14 protein-coding genes and 1 pseudogene are annotated in these 15,461 nt (G+C 61.0%); 6 read left to right on the top strand and 9 right to left on the bottom strand.

The genetic code is table 11. The annotated features are described in order from the left end of the window. Window positions 1–307 precede the first annotated feature (307 nt). Genes G9X64_RS34105 through G9X64_RS34065 form a run of 9 tightly spaced genes read right to left on the bottom strand, consistent with a single transcriptional unit; the run spans window position 308 to window position 9,644 of the window. Window positions 308–1,201, bottom strand: coding sequence for an intradiol ring-cleavage dioxygenase (locus G9X64_RS34105; protein WP_171378332.1), 894 nt, complete (start codon window positions 1,199–1,201; stop codon window positions 308–310). 7 nt (window positions 1,202–1,208) lie between these two features. Then, entirely contained in the window at window positions 1,209–2,963 is a 1,755-nt protein-coding gene (locus G9X64_RS34100) for an FAD-dependent oxidoreductase (RefSeq protein WP_171378331.1), read from the bottom strand. Next, window positions 2,956–4,041, bottom strand: a complete 1,086-nt coding sequence (locus tag G9X64_RS34095; protein WP_168309599.1) for a branched-chain amino acid ABC transporter permease — start codon at window positions 4,039–4,041, stop codon at window positions 2,956–2,958. Before G9X64_RS34095 ends, G9X64_RS34100 begins: the two co-directional genes overlap by 8 nt. 9 nt (window positions 4,042–4,050) lie before the next feature. Beyond that, entirely contained in the window at window positions 4,051–4,914 is an 864-nt protein-coding gene (locus G9X64_RS34090; protein ID WP_171378330.1) for a branched-chain amino acid ABC transporter permease, read from the bottom strand. Further along, entirely contained in the window at window positions 4,901–5,620 is a 720-nt protein-coding gene (locus G9X64_RS34085; RefSeq protein WP_168309601.1) for an ABC transporter ATP-binding protein, read from the bottom strand. The genes G9X64_RS34090 and G9X64_RS34085 overlap by 14 nt, the downstream gene beginning before the upstream one ends. Then, a complete protein-coding gene (locus G9X64_RS34080; protein ID WP_168309602.1) occupies window positions 5,620–6,339 on the bottom strand; it encodes an ABC transporter ATP-binding protein in 720 nt (239 codons plus the stop codon). The genes G9X64_RS34085 and G9X64_RS34080 overlap by 1 nt, the downstream gene beginning before the upstream one ends. A gap of 51 nt (window positions 6,340–6,390) precedes the next feature. Then, a complete protein-coding gene (locus tag G9X64_RS34075) occupies window positions 6,391–7,671 on the bottom strand; it encodes an ABC transporter substrate-binding protein (RefSeq protein WP_171378329.1) in 1,281 nt (426 codons plus the stop codon). A 54-nt stretch (window positions 7,672–7,725) separates the two neighbouring features. Continuing rightward, window positions 7,726–8,784, bottom strand: a complete 1,059-nt coding sequence (locus G9X64_RS34070) for a maleylacetate reductase (protein WP_171378328.1) — start codon at window positions 8,782–8,784, stop codon at window positions 7,726–7,728. After that, entirely contained in the window at window positions 8,781–9,644 is an 864-nt protein-coding gene (locus tag G9X64_RS34065) for a dioxygenase family protein (protein WP_168309605.1), read from the bottom strand. Before G9X64_RS34065 ends, G9X64_RS34070 begins: the two co-directional genes overlap by 4 nt. A gap of 95 nt (window positions 9,645–9,739) precedes the next feature. On the opposite strand from G9X64_RS34065, the gene G9X64_RS34060 reads away from it, so the two are divergent. The 6 genes and pseudogenes from G9X64_RS34060 to G9X64_RS34035 form a co-directional block, all read left to right on the top strand. After that, a complete protein-coding gene (locus G9X64_RS34060; RefSeq protein ID WP_171378327.1) occupies window positions 9,740–10,690 on the top strand; it encodes a LysR family transcriptional regulator in 951 nt (316 codons plus the stop codon). Window positions 10,691–11,399: 709 nt separating this feature from the next. Further along, window positions 11,400–12,302 carry a LysR family transcriptional regulator gene (locus tag G9X64_RS34055; protein WP_168309607.1) on the top strand — a complete coding sequence of 301 codons (903 nt, stop codon included), beginning with the start codon at window positions 11,400–11,402 and terminating at the stop codon, window positions 12,300–12,302. Between the two features lie 119 nt (window positions 12,303–12,421). Next, window positions 12,422–13,318, top strand: a complete 897-nt coding sequence (locus G9X64_RS34050) for an NAD-dependent epimerase/dehydratase family protein (RefSeq protein ID WP_171378326.1) — start codon at window positions 12,422–12,424, stop codon at window positions 13,316–13,318. A gap of 52 nt (window positions 13,319–13,370) precedes the next feature. Further along, window positions 13,371–14,339, top strand: coding sequence for an aldo/keto reductase (locus tag G9X64_RS34045; protein WP_168309609.1), 969 nt, complete (start codon window positions 13,371–13,373; stop codon window positions 14,337–14,339). A gap of 64 nt (window positions 14,340–14,403) precedes the next feature. Next, the gene (locus G9X64_RS34040; protein WP_171378325.1) at window positions 14,404–15,228 is read left to right on the top strand and encodes an aldo/keto reductase; all 825 of its coding nucleotides are present in this window, start codon (window positions 14,404–14,406) and stop codon (window positions 15,226–15,228) included. A gap of 90 nt (window positions 15,229–15,318) precedes the next feature. Beyond that, window positions 15,319–15,461 (top strand): annotated as a pseudogene (locus G9X64_RS34035) (aldo/keto reductase); the annotation flags it as partial.

Raw genomic sequence — 15,461 nt, 5'->3', positions numbered from 1 at the left:
ACTGGTCATCCCGAAGAATTAAACGGTCCAAAACACCCATGACTGCCTCCAAAAGACAGTCTTGAATCTGATTTGCTCAGCTTTGGGAATCCCAAGAGTCCACGGCTCCTAGAGCCCGTTTGATCCGGGAGATGGTTCCTAGCGATCGCCGGAAAGTCAACGTTTCTGGGCCCTTCAATCCGATCCTTACTCCGGTTTTACACAGCGGTAGATTTCACGTCATTGCTTACCGCACCTCAAGCTCAATGTCGTTAGGCTGGCGTGGAGCCACCCCATGGTTCCCAGGTACGGTTCCACATTCAAGCCGCTAAGCGCGTTTTTCGCCAACGCGGGCGAGCACGAAGTCATGCTCGACCTCCCAGAAATCACCATCGAAGTCATAGGCCTTGGCACGGTCCGGATCATGCGTGTGCGTGAATTCAGCAAGCAGGCTTTCCTTCACACCAAAGACCGCGTCGGAGTTGATGTAGGGATCGTTTGGGTCGAAGATATGGGTGATCAGCGTCTCGAAGCCGGCTGCTTTAATAATGTAATGCAGATGCGCGGGGCGGTTGGGATGGCGGCCCAGGCGATCTAGCATCTGGCCGACCGGGCCGTCATCGGGGATCGGATAGTATTTCGGTTTGACGGCGCGGAACCAGTAGTGGCCGTCGGGGCCTGTGCGGAAGACGCCGCGCAGGTTGAAATCCGGCTGGATGCCCTGCTGCTGCACGTCGTAAAAACCCTCGTCATTGGCCTGCCAGACGTCGATCACAGCATCCTTGATGGGCTGCCCCGCCGTATCGAGGATGCGACCGCCAATCACCATGTGCTCGCCCTTGGCATCGAGGCAGATATTGGCGCCCATCTCCAGTTCCGGCGCGCCCTCGATATGGAAGGGACCGAGCACCGTGCTTTCGGATGCGCCCGACGGCTTGCGGTTGTTGATCGCATCGACCAGCATCGACACGCCGAGAACGTCCGACAGCAGGATGAACTCCTGCCGCCATTCGTTGCACATCTGGCCGGTGCGTGTCAGGAACAGGATCGCCTGCATCCATTCGTCCTGGGTCGGCTCAATCTCCTTCACCGCCTCATGCAGCTTGCGGGTCACCACTTCCATGACCTGCTTCAGCCGCTCGTCCTTGGCGTTCTTGTTTCGGCCGGTGACGACCTTGACGGAGTTATCTTCGGTAAAGAAGCCTGTTTCATGCGCGTCCATCACGGCCTCACTTTCCAAGAATTGCGGTCAGCACGCGGCGCAGTTCGCCCGCCGGATTGTCGGACATCGCCTCGCACCGCCAGGCGACGTGGTGGTCGGGACGAACCAACAGGACGCCGCTGTCACGAATTTCGCGGATATTGGCCCAGTCGCCGGTAAAATCCTGCCACGGCTGGCGGGGGCCGATGACATGGGCGACGATTTCCATGCCGAATTCCTTGCCGAGACTGCGGGCCGTCTCGACCCAGCCCTGCCCGCCGATACCGGTCAGTACGCTGAATTTGCCGTGGCCGGTGAGATCCAGTGTCGAAACCTTCTCGCCGGTGGCAGAGAAGACCCAGGCATGCGGCAGCCGGGCACCGGGCCAGCTCGTCTGCTGGCAATGCAGTTCCGGGTCCTTAGTGAAGGCCGGCTCGGCTTGTCCGTCAGTGATTGCCGCCCCGGAGCGGTAGCGCTGGTTCATCTCGACTCCGTGGCAATCGAACTCGTAGACCTTGTCGGCGATCGCCTTGCGGATCGCGGCGCGTTGCTCCTCGGCTGCGACAGTGTTGTTGCAGCGGGCGTCCATGTTTTGCTGCATCTTCACCGGGTCGATGGAATCGAGCAGCCCGAGCGCCTTGAAGATCGGCCCAAATTCTTCGATCGACTTGTTGGCGCGGGTGACGATCTGCTTGGCAACAGGCGCGCGCTCGGCTTGGTAGCTGTCGAGAAGTTTCTCACCGGCGGCCCCCTTCAGGACGAAGGCGAGCTTCCAGGCGAGATTGAAGGCGTCCTGGATCGAGGTGTTGGAGCCAAGGCCGTTCGACGGCGGATGGCGGTGGGTGGCGTCGCCCATGCAGAAGACGCGGCCATTCGACATCGTGGTGGCGTACATGTTGTTGACGGTCCAGGTCGAGACCGACTTGATGGTCATTTCCAGCTCGGGATCACCGACGAGGTCGCGCACGACTTTTCTCGCATGCGCTTCATCCACCGCAGGTGCCGCCTGGTTGATGTCGTAACCCCAGACGATCAGCCATTCGTCCCAGGGCCTGACCATCCGCACCAGCCCCATGCCGATGCCGCCGACATCGGCGCCCGGTTGCAGCACCCAGTAGAGCACCGAGGGTCGATGGGCGACCAGTCGCGAAAGGTCTGCCTTGAACAGGATGTTCATCGAACCGGCGACACCCATCTTGCCTTCGAAGGTGAGACCGGCATGTTCCGCCACCTTGGAATTGCCGCCATCGGCGCCGACAAGATATTTCGAGCGGACGGTAAATTCCTTGCCGGTCAGCCGGTCGAGGCAGGTCGTCGTCACCCCGTCTTCATCCTGCGCATGGCTCAGATATTCCGTCGACATGCGCGACTGGCTGCCGCGCGAACAGGCCGTCTTGAACAAAAGCGGCTCCATGAAGGTCTGCGGCAGGTCGTTCATATGGGTCGGCGACGACAGCTGGTGCTCGGCGCGCGACAGCGGATGTTTGCCCCAGCTCTTCATCCGGCCGATCTCCTCGCCGGTGAGAGAGGTGCAGAAGACGTTCTCACCCATCAGGTCCTGCTCGGCCGCGAACATATAGGCCTCGTCCTCCACGTCGCGTCCGAGATCGCGCAGCACTTCCATGGTGCGCTGATTGGTGATGTGGGCGCGCGGTGTGCTGGCGAGCCAGCGGTAACGGTTGATCACCAGGTTCTCGACCCCGTAGGACGAAAGCAGAGCCGCGGTGGCGGAGCCCGCCGGGCCGGTGCCGATGATGAGTACGTCGGTGGTAATATCAGCCATGAGGCCCTCCCCTATGCATGAGATTGAGCGGCCCGCCCTTCAAGACGCGGCGGACCGGGAAAAGCTGGATGCCGGTGCGATCGGAGAACAGTCCCCAGAGGCCGCGCGGCGCGAAAAGCATGATGGCGATGCCGAGAAGACCCAGCATCAGCAGGTACCAGGAGCCGTAGTCGGCTAGGAGGTTCTGTAAGAGAAAGAAGATGATGACGCCGAGGATCGGTCCCTCGATCGTGCCGATGCCGCCGATCACGACGATGAAGATGACATAGGCCGTCCAGTCGGTGACCGAGAAGGCGGCATCCGGCGAAATGCGCGCCTTTTGCACATAAATCAGCGCCCCGGCGATGCCTGTCATGAAGGCGGTGGCGAGATAGACCAACGTCTTCATCCGCCGCGCATCGACGCCGACGGCGCGGGCCGCCTGCTCATTGTCGCGGACGGCGGCAAGGCCGAGACCCTGCTTTCTGCGCAGCAGCCCATAGATCAAGCCGATGGTCGCGGCGGTGAGGATCAGCGCCAGCCAATAGGTCAGCGCATCGCCGGCCTCAGAGGCCTTCATGCCGAAGAGGTCGCGCATCGTGCCGACACCCATCATGTCGCGGGTCGCATCGCGCGGCAGCGAGGTGCCGGTGCCGCCGCCGAGCGCCTTCCACTGGGCCAGCAGCAGCCGCACCACCTCGGCCACCACCCAGGTGCCGATGGCGAAATAGGGGCCGTAGAGCCGGAAGGTGAAGAAGGCTGTGGGAATGGCAAGGGCGACTGACAATACGCCGGCAATCAGGATGGCTAAGACCGGATCGATGCCGAGCAGGATGACGCAGCCGAACATGGTATAGGCGCCGAAGCCGACGAAGACCTGCTGGCCGACCGAGATCAGCCCCGCATAACCGGCAAGCAGGTTCCAGTTCTGCGCTAGCACCAGCATAGTCAGGATGAAAAACAGGTCCTGAATGACGCCGCGCGAGACCATGAAGGGTGCGGCAAACGCAAGCAGCAAAAGGGTAATCAGTGCCACGGCGGACAATGCCGATGCCCTGGTGCGTGTCTCTACAGTGAAGGATGGAATGGCCATGGTCATCGATGCACCTCAATCCGTCGCCCGCGGGAAAAGGCCGCGCGGTTTGAACAGGAGAACGGCGAGGAACGCCAGATGGCCGGCAAGGATCTGCCATTCCGGATTGATCGCAGCACCCACCGTCTGGGCAACGCCTAAGATGATGCCGCCGGCGAGCGTGCCCCAGAGCGAGCCGAGCCCGCCGATGATCACCGCTTCGAAGGCATAGATCAGCCGCGCCGGCCCTGATGTCGGATCGAAATTTGCTCGCGTCCCCAGATAGAGGGCGGCAATCGTCACCACGACCATGGCAAGCCCCGTCGCCACGGCGAAGATGCGCTGCCGCCGGATGCCCATCAACCCGGCCGTCACCGGATCGTCCGAGGTCGCCCGGAAGGCGCGGCCGACGGAAGTGCGATAGATCAGTTGGTTGAGACAGACGATAACGCCCACCGCCGAAAAGAAGGTCATCAGCGGCATGATGCCGGCGGTGACGGGGCCGAGATTGACGGAGGCGCTCTCGAGGCTGCCGGCAAAGACGCGGCGGCTATCGGCGGAAAAACCTTCGAGCAGGCCATTCTGAATGACGATCGAAAGGCCGAAGGTGACGAGCAGGGGCGGCAGGATGTCCTTGCCCAGCGTGCGGTTGAGCAGGAAATATTGCAGACTCCAACCGATGGCGAACATCAATGGCATCGCGATTGCGGCGGCTACGAACGGATTGAGCCCGAGCGTCGTCACCAGGATCAGAATCAGGAAGGCGGCCAGCACGATCAGGTCGCCATGGGCAAGATTGACCAGCCGCATGATGCCGAAGACGAGGCTCAAGCCCGCCGCAAACAGCGCGTAGAGCCCGCCGAGCAGCACGCCCTGGAGAATGGTATCAAGCCAGTTCATGATGGTCCGTCCCGAAATAGGCCTTGTGGATGTCGTCTCGGCTGAGATCGGCGGCGCGGCCCGACAGCGTCACCCGCCCTTCCATCATGCAGTAGACGTGGTCGGCCACCTTCAGCGCCTGGGCGATGTCCTGCTCGACGATGACGATCGAAGCACCGGTTTCGCGGATGCTGGGAAAGGCGGCGTAGATATCGCGGACCACGACGGGCGCGAGGCCAAGGCTGATCTCGTCGCAGAGCAGCACCGCCGGATTGGACATCAGCCCGCGGCCGATCGCCACCATCTGCTGCTGCCCGCCGGAAAGTGCTGTGGCCGGATTGTTGCGCCGTTCCTTCAGAATCGGGAACAGCGCGAAGATGCTTTCGAGCGTCCACGGGCCATCGACCTTGCGGCCATAATTGCCGATCAGCAGGTTTTCCTCGACGCTCAGCGACGGGAAGAGCTTTCGCCCCTCCGGCACCATGGCGATGCCGCGCGCCAGAATGTCAGGCGCCGGCATCGCGCCGATCGGTTCGTCGCGATAAAGGATCGATGCCGGCGCATTGGTGAGCACGCCTGAGATGGAGCGCATCAGCGTCGTCTTGCCGGCTCCGTTGGCGCCGATGATGGCAATGGTCTCGCCGGCACCCACTGTGATATCGACGCCGAACAGGGCCTGGAAATCGCCGTAGGAGGCGGTCAAGCCTCTGGTTTCGAGCAGCGCCATCAGATCTCGATCCCCAAGTAGATTTCGCGGACGTCGCGGGACGCCATGATGTCTTCCGGCTTGCCGATGCCGATGACCTTGCCGAAATGCAGGACCAGCAGCCGCTCGACGACGGAATTCAGCGCATGCAGCACGTGCTCGATCCAGATGACGGCGACACCGCGCGCATGAATGGCGCGGATGGTGGCGACCAGTGACCGGCACTCGCCCTCGGTCAGTCCGCCGGCGATTTCATCGAGCAGCAGCAGCTTCGGTTCCGTAGCCAGCGCCCGGGCCAGTTCCAGCCGCTTGCGCTGCAGCAGCGACAGACTTCCGGCCAGCACATTCGCCTTGTCGATCAGCCCGGTGTCCACCAGGATTTCGGCGCAGCGGTCCGACACCTCGGCCTCGCGTCGCCGCGATCCGAAGGCGCCGGCGACCAGCAGGTTTTCGAAGACCGTCAGCTTCTCGAACGGCTGTGGGATCTGAAAGGTGCGGCCCATGCCCGACAGGCAGCGCGCCATCGGCGGCGTGCGCGTCACGTCGCTGCCGAGAAAGCGGATGCTGCCGCGATCGGCGGGGATATTGCCGGTGATCAGATTGAACAGCGTCGACTTGCCCGCACCATTCGGTCCGATAATGCCCAGCGCCTCCCCCTCGCCGACGGCAAAGGAGATCTGCTCGGCGACGGTCAATGCGCCGAATTTCTTCGAGACCCCATCGAGTTCGAGAATTGCCAAACCTATTCCTCCCAGAACAGACGAGGCCTCTAGCAGGCCCCATGCCAAAAATCAGGCGATTGCTTCCATCTTGCCACCGACTGGAATGTTCGGCGCCGTCTTGTTGTCGGTGATGACGAGATCGTAGCCGCCGCTGTCCTTCAACCGCCACTGGCCGCCGACAAGCGGCGTCTTGGCGATGTTCTTGGCCGCGAAAGGCGGCAGGCCCTTGCCGTCCCAGGCGATCGGCCCGACCAGCGTATCGAGCTTGGTCGCCGCAATCGCCCCTGCGATCGCATCCCCGTCCTTGGGATCTCCGCCCCGCTTCATCGCATCCACCGCCAGTTCGAACAGCGCATGGGCAAAGCCGATCGGCTGCGTCCAGGGCCTGTTGGTCGCCTTGGTGAAGGCGGCCGCCACCTCTGCGGTACTTTCCCCCGTCAGGGACGACTTGAACGGATGGCTCGGCGTCCACCAGACTTCCGAGGACAGATTGTGCCCGGCATTGCCGAGCGCCTCCACGGTCTGCGGGAAGAGCAGCGCCTTGCCAATCGATGCGATCTTCGGGGCGAAACCCTGCTGCTTGGCCTGGTTCCAGAAGGTGGTGAAGTCAGGCGGGATGACCACGCCGGTGATGATTTCGCACTGGCTTGATTTGAAGGCGTTGATCTGCGCCGAGAAATCATCGGTCATGTTCTGGTAGCGGCCGGGATCGATCAGGCCATAGCCCATCTTTTCCAGCACGGGCGGGAAGCCGACGACTTTGTCGCCCCAGGCATTGCCGTCGCCATCGTTGGGGAAGAGCCCGCCGACCTTCTTGTTGGTCTCGATCTGCTCCCACATATTGGTGAAGACCGAGATGACGTCTTCGAGACCCCAGAAGAAATGATAGGCGTAGTTGAATGGTTTCCAAGACTTGGGATCGCCGGGATTGCCCTGCTGGCCGATGAACCACGGCTGCCAGGGTGCGACCGTCGAAATGCAGGGCATTTCCTCGGCCTCGCAGGTGGTCGCCACCGGATTGGTGGTCTCCGGCGTCGAGGCGACGAGGATCAGGTTCACCTCGTCAGCGACGATCAGTTCCTTGGCGACTTCGGCTGCCCGGTTCGGATTGGACTGACTGTCCTTAACGACGACCTCATATTTGAGACCCATTGCTTTGGTGGTCGCCAGAAAGCTGTCGATGACGAATTTGTCGGCCTCGCCGAAGGCAGCAAGCGGTCCGGTCTGCGGGCTCACATAACCGAGCTTGATCGCAGCATCCTGTGCGATTGCGGGGGCGGCGAGCCCGGATGTCGCCGCCAATGCACCGGTGGCGGCTGTCGTCTTCAGGAATTCGCGTCTCGTAAACATGTTTCCTCCTCCCATTGTGCTCTCCTCCCAGAGAGCGTGATGTCTGTCGTCAGCCTATGCCGGCCGCTTGCCCTCCCAGGCATCCTGTAGCAGGGCACGAATGGATTGCCGGTCGATCGGCCTTGGATTCCAGTAGGGATTTTCAGTGGCGATACCGGCGGCGCGATCGAGATCGGCTTCGCTGAGACCCAGATCCTTCAGCGCCAGAGGCGCACCGATTTGCCTGGCGAAATCCCAGAGCCCCGCGCCGACCGAGCCACCAAAAATATCGGCGACCGGCGCCAGAAGCTTCGGCACGGCAACCGCATTATAACCGGCGGTATACGGGAGCATAATCGCATGCGTATCGGCATGCGGCGTATCGAAGGTGCCGCCCAGCGTGTGGCAGATCTTGTGGTGCAGCGCCATGCCGACCGTGCCGAGCACGGTGCCGCAGAGCCAGGCGCCGTAGAGCGCATCAGCGCGGGCATCGGCGGCCTTAGGCATAGCGACGATGTCCAGCAGACTGGTCTTGAAGGCCCGCAGCCCTTCGGCCGCCATCAGCGTCGAAATCGGATTGCGATCCTCGGCGTAGAGCGCCTCGACCGCATGAGCCATGGCATTCAGCCCCGAGGTGACGCTCATGCCGACCGGCAGGCCAAGCGTCAACACCGGGTCGTAGATCACCACCTCTGGCAGGATACTCGCATGGCGTACAGTCGTCTTGCGCCCGCCCTCCGTCTGGCCGAGGATAGGCGTCACTTCCGATCCGGCATAGGTTGTTGGAATGACGATCTGCGGCAGATCCGTGCGATAGGCGATCGCCTTGCCAAGCCCGGTGGTCGAGCCGCCGCCGAGCGAAATAACGCAATCGGCCTTCAGCAGGCGAACCACTTCCATCGCCTCTTCGGTGACACCGACCGGCGTGTGCATGACGGCGTCGGCAAAGACGTCAACAGCGAGAGAGTCCAGCCGCGCCGCCAGCGCTTCGGCGTCGGCCTTCTGCTGCGGCGTCGAGAGGACGAGCGCCCTGGCGCATCCGAGCTTTTCCACCCACTCGCCGGCGGTAGCGCTCTTGCCTTCTCCAAAGATGATATGGGCGGGGCTGCCGCTATAAATGAATTCGCGGCTCATGTGTCGGCTCCCTGCCTGGCGCGGACCATGACGAAGGTCAGGTCCAACAGCCACCCCTTGCCCTGCCGCTCGAAAGTTCGCACTAGATCCGGCTTGACGGCGAAGATCGCGTCTTCGGCCAGATAGGGATCGCTGCCGTCATAGATATGCGTGGTGATCGTCTCGAAGCCCGGCGCCTTGATGATGAAATGAAGATGCGCGGGGCGGCGTAGCGGATAGCCCGCCTGCCGCAGAAGTTTTCCCACGGGACCGTCGTCCGGCACGCCATAGCCGCGGGGCTTGACCGTCCGATAGTGGAAACGTCCATCCGCATCCGTTCGGAAGCCGCCACGCAGATTGAATTCCGGCTGCAGATCCGGCTGCTGGTTTTCGTAAAACCCTTGAGCATTGGCTTGCCAGGTGATGATTTCGGCATTTGCGATCGGATCGCCATCAAGATCCTGCACGCGGCCGAAAACCTCCAGCGTCTCGCCGATGCCATCGAGCGAGATATTGCTGCCGAGCGGCAGCTGCGGAATGTCGGCGCGGAAGAAGGGTCCGCGCACCGTATTGGGAGTGGCGGTCTTCGGACGGCGTGAATTGATCTCCTCGACTAGCGCCGAAGCGCCGAGCAGATCCGACAGCAGCACCCACTCCTGGCGCCGCTCGTCGCTGGCATGACCGACATCGGTCAGAAATTCGATCACCTTGCGCCAGTCCGCCTGGGTCGGCCGCAATTCCCGGATGAGGGCATGAAGATGCGTCACCGCAGCCACCAGAATCTGCGGCAGGCTGTCATCCCTAGTTTGCGGAAGTCGTTGCGCGAAAATGTCATGCGAGGTGGTCTCGCTGAAATTCAGCGCCGTCGGACCCGGCATCATGCTTCTCCTCCAGGGCATTGGCTGGTGGAGAGAAAATTAATACAAACGCGATGGGCCGGTAATGATTTTATTCGCGATTAATATATCATATCGTTATGAAGATAGACGAACGTCATCTTGTCCAGCTTGCGGCAGTCGTTAAAACCGGCGGGGTAACCGAGGGAGCTGCCCTGCTCGGCCTGGCGCAGCCAGCCGTCTCGCGCACGCTCTCGATGCTCGAAGCCCGCATTGGCGAACCGCTGTTCGTCAAGGGTCGACGGCCGCTGCAACCAACCCCGCTCGGACGAGCGCTGGCCGATCACGGTCAGACCATGCTATCGGCATCACGCAAGGCCTCTGATGTCGTCGAAAGCTTTAGAGTCGGCAGGAGCGGCGTGGTGCGTATCGGCGGTACGCCTTTTTTCATGGATGCGTTGATCTCCGGCATGATCGCAGAATTCCAGAATCAGCATCCGGATGTGCGCATCGACCAGACCTATGGTTATTTCCCGGACCTCCGCGTCGCGCTCAATGCCGATCAGATCGACCTTGCCATCTGTCCGATCGATATTCTCGACGAGGGCTCCGGTCTCGAATTCCAGCAGATCCTGCCCGGGCGCAACGTCATCGCCTGCCGGGTCACCCATCCACTGCTACTGAAGCGGCGGCCTCCGCCGGCACACCTGCTCGATTTTCCCTGGGTGGCGCCGCCACCAGGCAGCCCGCTGCTTGCCGATCTGCGCAGCATGCTCCTGTCCTTCGGCGCAACCGAAGTCAAGATCCGCTATTCGGGCGGCTCCCTGATGAGCGTCGTCCACTACATGAAGGCGGCCGATGCGCTGACCATCCTGCCGCACAGCGTCGTCTTCGCATTGCGCAATGAAAAATCCATCACCGCCCTGCCCGTTCCCATTCCCCATCCGGAACGCGCGCTCGGTCTGCTGAAGCGTTCGGACGCACCTCGCACCCCCGCCGTCGATCACTTCGCCCGCCACATCCGCACGAGTTTCGAAAATCTCAAACATCTGATCAAGCGGCACGAACGATCTGTGGTCTGGGGAGCCTAGACGCTATCTTCCCTGGATCCGCTGTAATATCAGGAAAGCAATGAATACTGGAAGCAGTCTTCGGCCCGCTCCGCGATCACCGGATTAGCCCGAGCTCCTCTTCAATGTCGCCACCGGCTTCCGCTCGGTTTGCGAATGGTCAAGGATATACCGGCGACGAGTGGCTCATCCCCGCCACGCATTCAAATCAGTCCCCGCTGTTTGCAACCGCACGGAAACATCGGTTCAGCCCAAAAACCAGAGGGTTTCAGTTGGCTGCTAGACCTCGGTACATCTGCAGAGAACGGGTTTGCGGCATTGCAATAGTAATGCAGCGCAATATAACTGTCATAATCTGGGGCAGTTAGGCGCCACGCGATGAGGATTTGCATCCATAAATGGGATAGGGCACCTGAGATTACCTTTTGCTGCGAGAAGGCCTGCCTATATCCGCGGATACCAAGATAGACAAATGGACCAAAATTAAGGTCGTCACGACAGTGAGATGAGGGCAGACCTTTTGATTCAAATCGGCGGGATGGGGTATGTGTTAATTCGACTCAGCGCGAATAGACGAGGCTAGCACGGCCGTTGCCGTCGCGTTATCACGACACTACCGCCGCATAATCCGAGCCGGTAAACCAGCATTCGAGTGCTGAGTTGTACCGAACGAGCTAGAGCTTTCAAGACCGGTTGCGAAGTATCGCCAAACTAGCCCCCTGAGATCAACATGCAGTTCAAGCGCAATGAAATTCACGAGCTGTCGATCTTTCTCGCGATAGTCCAGTACCGCAGTTTTCGGAAAGCGGCGGATCACCTGGAAGTAACGGCTTCCGCTCTGAGCCACAGCATGAAGGCGCTTGAGCAAAGGCTGGGCGTTCGCCTCCTTAATCGAACCAGCCGCAGTGTTGCGCCAACCGCTGCCGGAACAGCGCTCGCTGAGAAGATTTCTGCCGGGCTCGAGCTTATCAACTCCGGATTGGAGGACTTGAACGGGCATTATCAAGCTGGCGCCGGCAGCATTCGTATCAATGTTCTGAAAGATGCCGCCGTTCTGCTTTTGCGGCCAGCCATTCCGGTCTTCCAGCAACGCTTCCCGAATGTCGAACTTGAGGTCGCCGTGGATGACCAGTTCGTCGATGTCACCGCGGACGGCTTCGATGCCGGTATCCGGTACAGCGGCACCATCCCGGAAGACATGATCGCAGTTCCTCTCACTCCTCCTTTGAAATGGGTCGCGGTCGCTGCTCCTGATTATCTCAGGAGTCATGGTCGCCCTATCATGCCGGAGGATCTTAATTCCCACCGCTGCATCCGGATAAGGACGGGCCGCGGCCAGATCTACAAGTGGGAATTCGAACGCGGCGATGACCGGCGCGAGATCGACGTTCCCGGAGCGCTGATATCAGGCGAGACCGATCTTGCCATCAATGCTGCGCTGGAAGGTGCCGGCGTGTCCTATTGCCTGGAAAGGCTGGCAAGCCCCTACGTTTCCGCAGGGCGCCTGGAAGTCGTCCTTGCCAAATGGGCATCGATGGGCCCGCCGTTTTCGATGTATTATTCCAGCCGGCGGCAGCTCCCCTTTGGCGTCGACGCGCTGATCAAGATCGTGCGCGGCTTGAACGGGTTGTAGCGGCCGTTTCTAATCGATGATTCTTGTTCATCGGTTCAGTGATTTCCACTCTATTGATTCATCGCTCTCCCGCGTTGTACCGCTTCTATCGAACCTTCATCAGGAAGCGGACAGATCACATGAGCAAGCGGATCATCTTTACCGGCGGCAGCGGCAAGGCTGGCCGCCATGCGGTTCCATATCTGGTGGGGAAGGGACACAAGGTCCGCAACCTCGACCTCGTTCCCTTGAACTGCCCCGGCGTGCAGACGTTGATCACCGATCTCACCGACAGCGGCCAGACCTTCAACGCCCTGTCTATGCATTTCAGCGGTGAGGGTCTGCAAACGTCGGGCGGACCGGCCAAGGTCGATGCCGTCGTGCATTTTGCGGCTATACCGAGCCTGCTGCTCAAACCCGACAACCAGACTTTTTCGGTCAATGCGATCTCGACCTATAACGTCATCGAAGCGGCGGTGAAACTCGGCATTCCCAAGGTGATCATCGCGTCCAGCGAAACGACCTACGGCGTCTGTTTTGCCGAGGGCGACAAAGATTTCCATTCGTTTCCGCTCGAAGAAGACTATGACATCGACCCGATGGACAGCTATGGGCTCTCCAAGGTCGTCAACGAGAAGACGGCCCGCGCCTTCGCGATGCGCAGCGGCATCGACATCTACGCCTTGCGGATTGCCAACGTTATCGAACCGCATGAATATGAGCGTTTTCCAAGCTTCCTTGCCGATCCGCCATCGCGCAAGCGCAACGCCTGGAGCTACATCGATGCTCGCGATCTCGGGCAGATCGTCGATCTTTGCCTGCAGGCCGATGGCCTCGGTTTCCAGGTCTTCAATGCCGTCAACGACACGATTACAGCAAGGGAGCCAACGCGGGATTTCCTCGGCAAATGGGCGCCGAACACGCCCATCCTCCGGGAGCTCGGCGAATTCGAAGCGCCGCTCTCGAACCGGAAGATCCGGGAAGTTCTCGGTTTCAAGGAAGAACACAACTGGCGGAAATACGTTACTGGCGCATGATGCCGCGAGGCGCATTCCCTGTACGGCCAACCAACAACTCCGAGGAAAGACCATGAAGACCATAAGACTTGGCAAGACAGGGCTTGAGGTCAGCCGCATCTGCTTCGGCTGCATGTCCTTCGGCAAGCAGACGGACGAACGCCCGTGGGTTCTCGGGCTCGAAGAGGCGCGGCCACTCTACAAGCGCGCATGGGATGCCGGCATCAATTTCTTCGATACGGCCAATGTGTACGCGCAGGGCACGAGCGAAGAGATCACCGGCGTCCTGCTCAAGGAACTGGCGCCCCGCCAGGAGATCGTGCTGGCGACCAAGGTGTTCGGCCGCATGCGTCCCGGCCCAAACGGCCAGGGTCTTTCCCGCGCCGCGATCCTTACCGAGATCGACAACAGCCTGCGCCGCCTCGGCACCGACTATGTCGATCTCTACCAGATCCACCGCTTCGACCCGTTCACGCCGGTCGAAGAAACCATGCAGGCGCTGAACGACGTCGTGCGCGCCGGAAAGGCCCGCTATATCGGCGCATCCTCGATGTGGGCCTGGCAGTTTTCCAAGCTCCAGCATGCAGCCGAGGTCAACGGCTGGACGAAGTTCGTCTCGATGCAGAACCAGGTCAGCCTCACCTATCGCGAGGAGGAACGCGAAATGCTGCCACTCTGCGGCGATCAGGGTATCGCCGTCCTGCCGTGGAGCCCGCTTGCCGGCGGTAAGCTGACCCGTCCCTGGGGCACCGAGACCAAGCGCGCCACGACCGACCGCTACAACAAGAGCATGTATGAGAAGACCGGCGATCGGGACGTCGTCGAGGCCGTCGAAGCCGTCGCCAAGGCGCGCAAGACGCCCATGGCGCAGGTCGCGATGGCCTGGGTGCTGCAGAAGCCGGTCGTGACCTCGCCGATCGTCGGCGTCAGCAAGATGAGCCATCTCGAAGATGCGATCGCAGCGGTTGACTTCAAACTCACCGGTGATGACGTCAAGGCGCTCGAAGCCTCCTACAAACCGCTGCACGTGGCCGGTTTCTGAGGACAGCGCCGCGCGGCTTTTCGGACGCGCAGCAAGATATTGAATTGCTGCATAGGAAGAGAACATGACGAAAGAAGCAATGGTCGCCGGCATCCCGCAGATGGGGTACGGCACATGGAACCGCTCGGCCGATGAAGCCCATCAGGGCGTCATCTGGGCGCTTGAAGCCGGATGCCGCCACATCGACACCGCCCAGGGCTACGGCAATGAGCAGGATGTCGCCCGCGGCATCAAAGATGCCGGTGTGGCGCGCAACGAAATCTTCATCACCACGAAGGTGAAGCCCGACAACTACGGCCCCGGAGCCGTCATGCCGTCGGTCAGAGAGAGCCTGGAAAAGCTCCGCGTCGACCAGGTCGACCTGTTGCTGCTGCACTGGCCGTCGCCGCATAATAAATATCCGCTTGCCGATTATCTCGGTCAGTTCGCCGAGGTTTTCGATGCCGGCCTTGCCAGGCAGATCGGCGTTTCGAACTTTACCAAAGCGCTGATCGACGAAAGCATCCACCTGCTCGGCAGCCGCACGATCACCACCAACCAGGTGGAGTGCCATGTCTATATGCAGAACCGGCCGATCATCGATTATTGCGAAAAACTCGGTATCGCGGTCACGGCCTATTCACCGCTTGCGCGCGGCGCCGTCGTCGGCGACCTGGTTCTCGAAGAGATCGGCAAGGCCCGCGGCGCCACCAGCGACCAGATCGCGCTCGCCTTCCTCATCGCCAAGGGGCATGTCGTCATCCCGTCTTCCAGCAAGAGGGGCCGCATCATGCAGAATTTCGAGGCCCGCAAGATCACGCTGACGCTGGCCGAGAATAAACGGATTGAAGGCCTCGAGAAGGGCATGCGGCTGGTAAACGGCGATTGGTGCCCTGTTTGGGACGTGTGAAGGTAGTTCGCTGCTCTTTCCTTCACCGTCGTCGATGTCGAAATGACAGCCGCCGTTGATGCCGCGGTTGTGTTCAAAGAGGAGATAAACATGGATTATCGCAAGCTCGGTCCGAGCGGGACCGTCGTCACCGCCTATTGCCTCGGCACCATGACGTTCGGCGCGGAGGCCGACGAGGCCGCCTCGCACAAGCTGCTCGACGATTATTTCGCCTGGGGCGGCAATTTCATCGA

The organism is Rhizobium sophorae (genome assembly GCF_013087515.1).
Lineage (GTDB): Bacteria > Pseudomonadota > Alphaproteobacteria > Rhizobiales > Rhizobiaceae > Rhizobium > Rhizobium sophorae.
Note: the sequence above shows the minus strand (reverse complement) of the source record. Positions and strands in the feature narration are given on the sequence as shown.

What these genes read in the sequence shown, in the direction of transcription:
- G9X64_RS34105 (WP_171378332.1), bottom strand. Translation starts at nt 1,201, where the DNA reads ATGGACGCGCATGAAACAGGCTTCTTTACCGAAGATAACTCCGTCAAG.
- G9X64_RS34100 (WP_171378331.1), bottom strand. Translation starts at nt 2,963, where the DNA reads ATGGCTGATATTACCACCGACGTACTCATCATCGGCACCGGCCCGGCG.
- G9X64_RS34095 (WP_168309599.1), bottom strand. Translation starts at nt 4,041, where the DNA reads ATGACCATGGCCATTCCATCCTTCACTGTAGAGACACGCACCAGGGCA.
- G9X64_RS34090 (WP_171378330.1), bottom strand. Translation starts at nt 4,914, where the DNA reads ATGAACTGGCTTGATACCATTCTCCAGGGCGTGCTGCTCGGCGGGCTC.
- G9X64_RS34085 (WP_168309601.1), bottom strand. Translation starts at nt 5,620, where the DNA reads ATGGCGCTGCTCGAAACCAGAGGCTTGACCGCCTCCTACGGCGATTTC.
- G9X64_RS34075 (WP_171378329.1), bottom strand. Translation starts at nt 7,671, where the DNA reads ATGTTTACGAGACGCGAATTCCTGAAGACGACAGCCGCCACCGGTGCA.
- G9X64_RS34070 (WP_171378328.1), bottom strand. Translation starts at nt 8,784, where the DNA reads ATGAGCCGCGAATTCATTTATAGCGGCAGCCCCGCCCATATCATCTTT.
- G9X64_RS34065 (WP_168309605.1), bottom strand. Translation starts at nt 9,644, where the DNA reads ATGATGCCGGGTCCGACGGCGCTGAATTTCAGCGAGACCACCTCGCAT.
- G9X64_RS34060 (WP_171378327.1), top strand. Translation starts at nt 9,740, where the DNA reads ATGAAGATAGACGAACGTCATCTTGTCCAGCTTGCGGCAGTCGTTAAA.
- G9X64_RS34055 (WP_168309607.1), top strand. Translation starts at nt 11,400, where the DNA reads ATGCAGTTCAAGCGCAATGAAATTCACGAGCTGTCGATCTTTCTCGCG.
- G9X64_RS34050 (WP_171378326.1), top strand. Translation starts at nt 12,422, where the DNA reads ATGAGCAAGCGGATCATCTTTACCGGCGGCAGCGGCAAGGCTGGCCGC.
- G9X64_RS34045 (WP_168309609.1), top strand. Translation starts at nt 13,371, where the DNA reads ATGAAGACCATAAGACTTGGCAAGACAGGGCTTGAGGTCAGCCGCATC.
- G9X64_RS34040 (WP_171378325.1), top strand. Translation starts at nt 14,404, where the DNA reads ATGACGAAAGAAGCAATGGTCGCCGGCATCCCGCAGATGGGGTACGGC.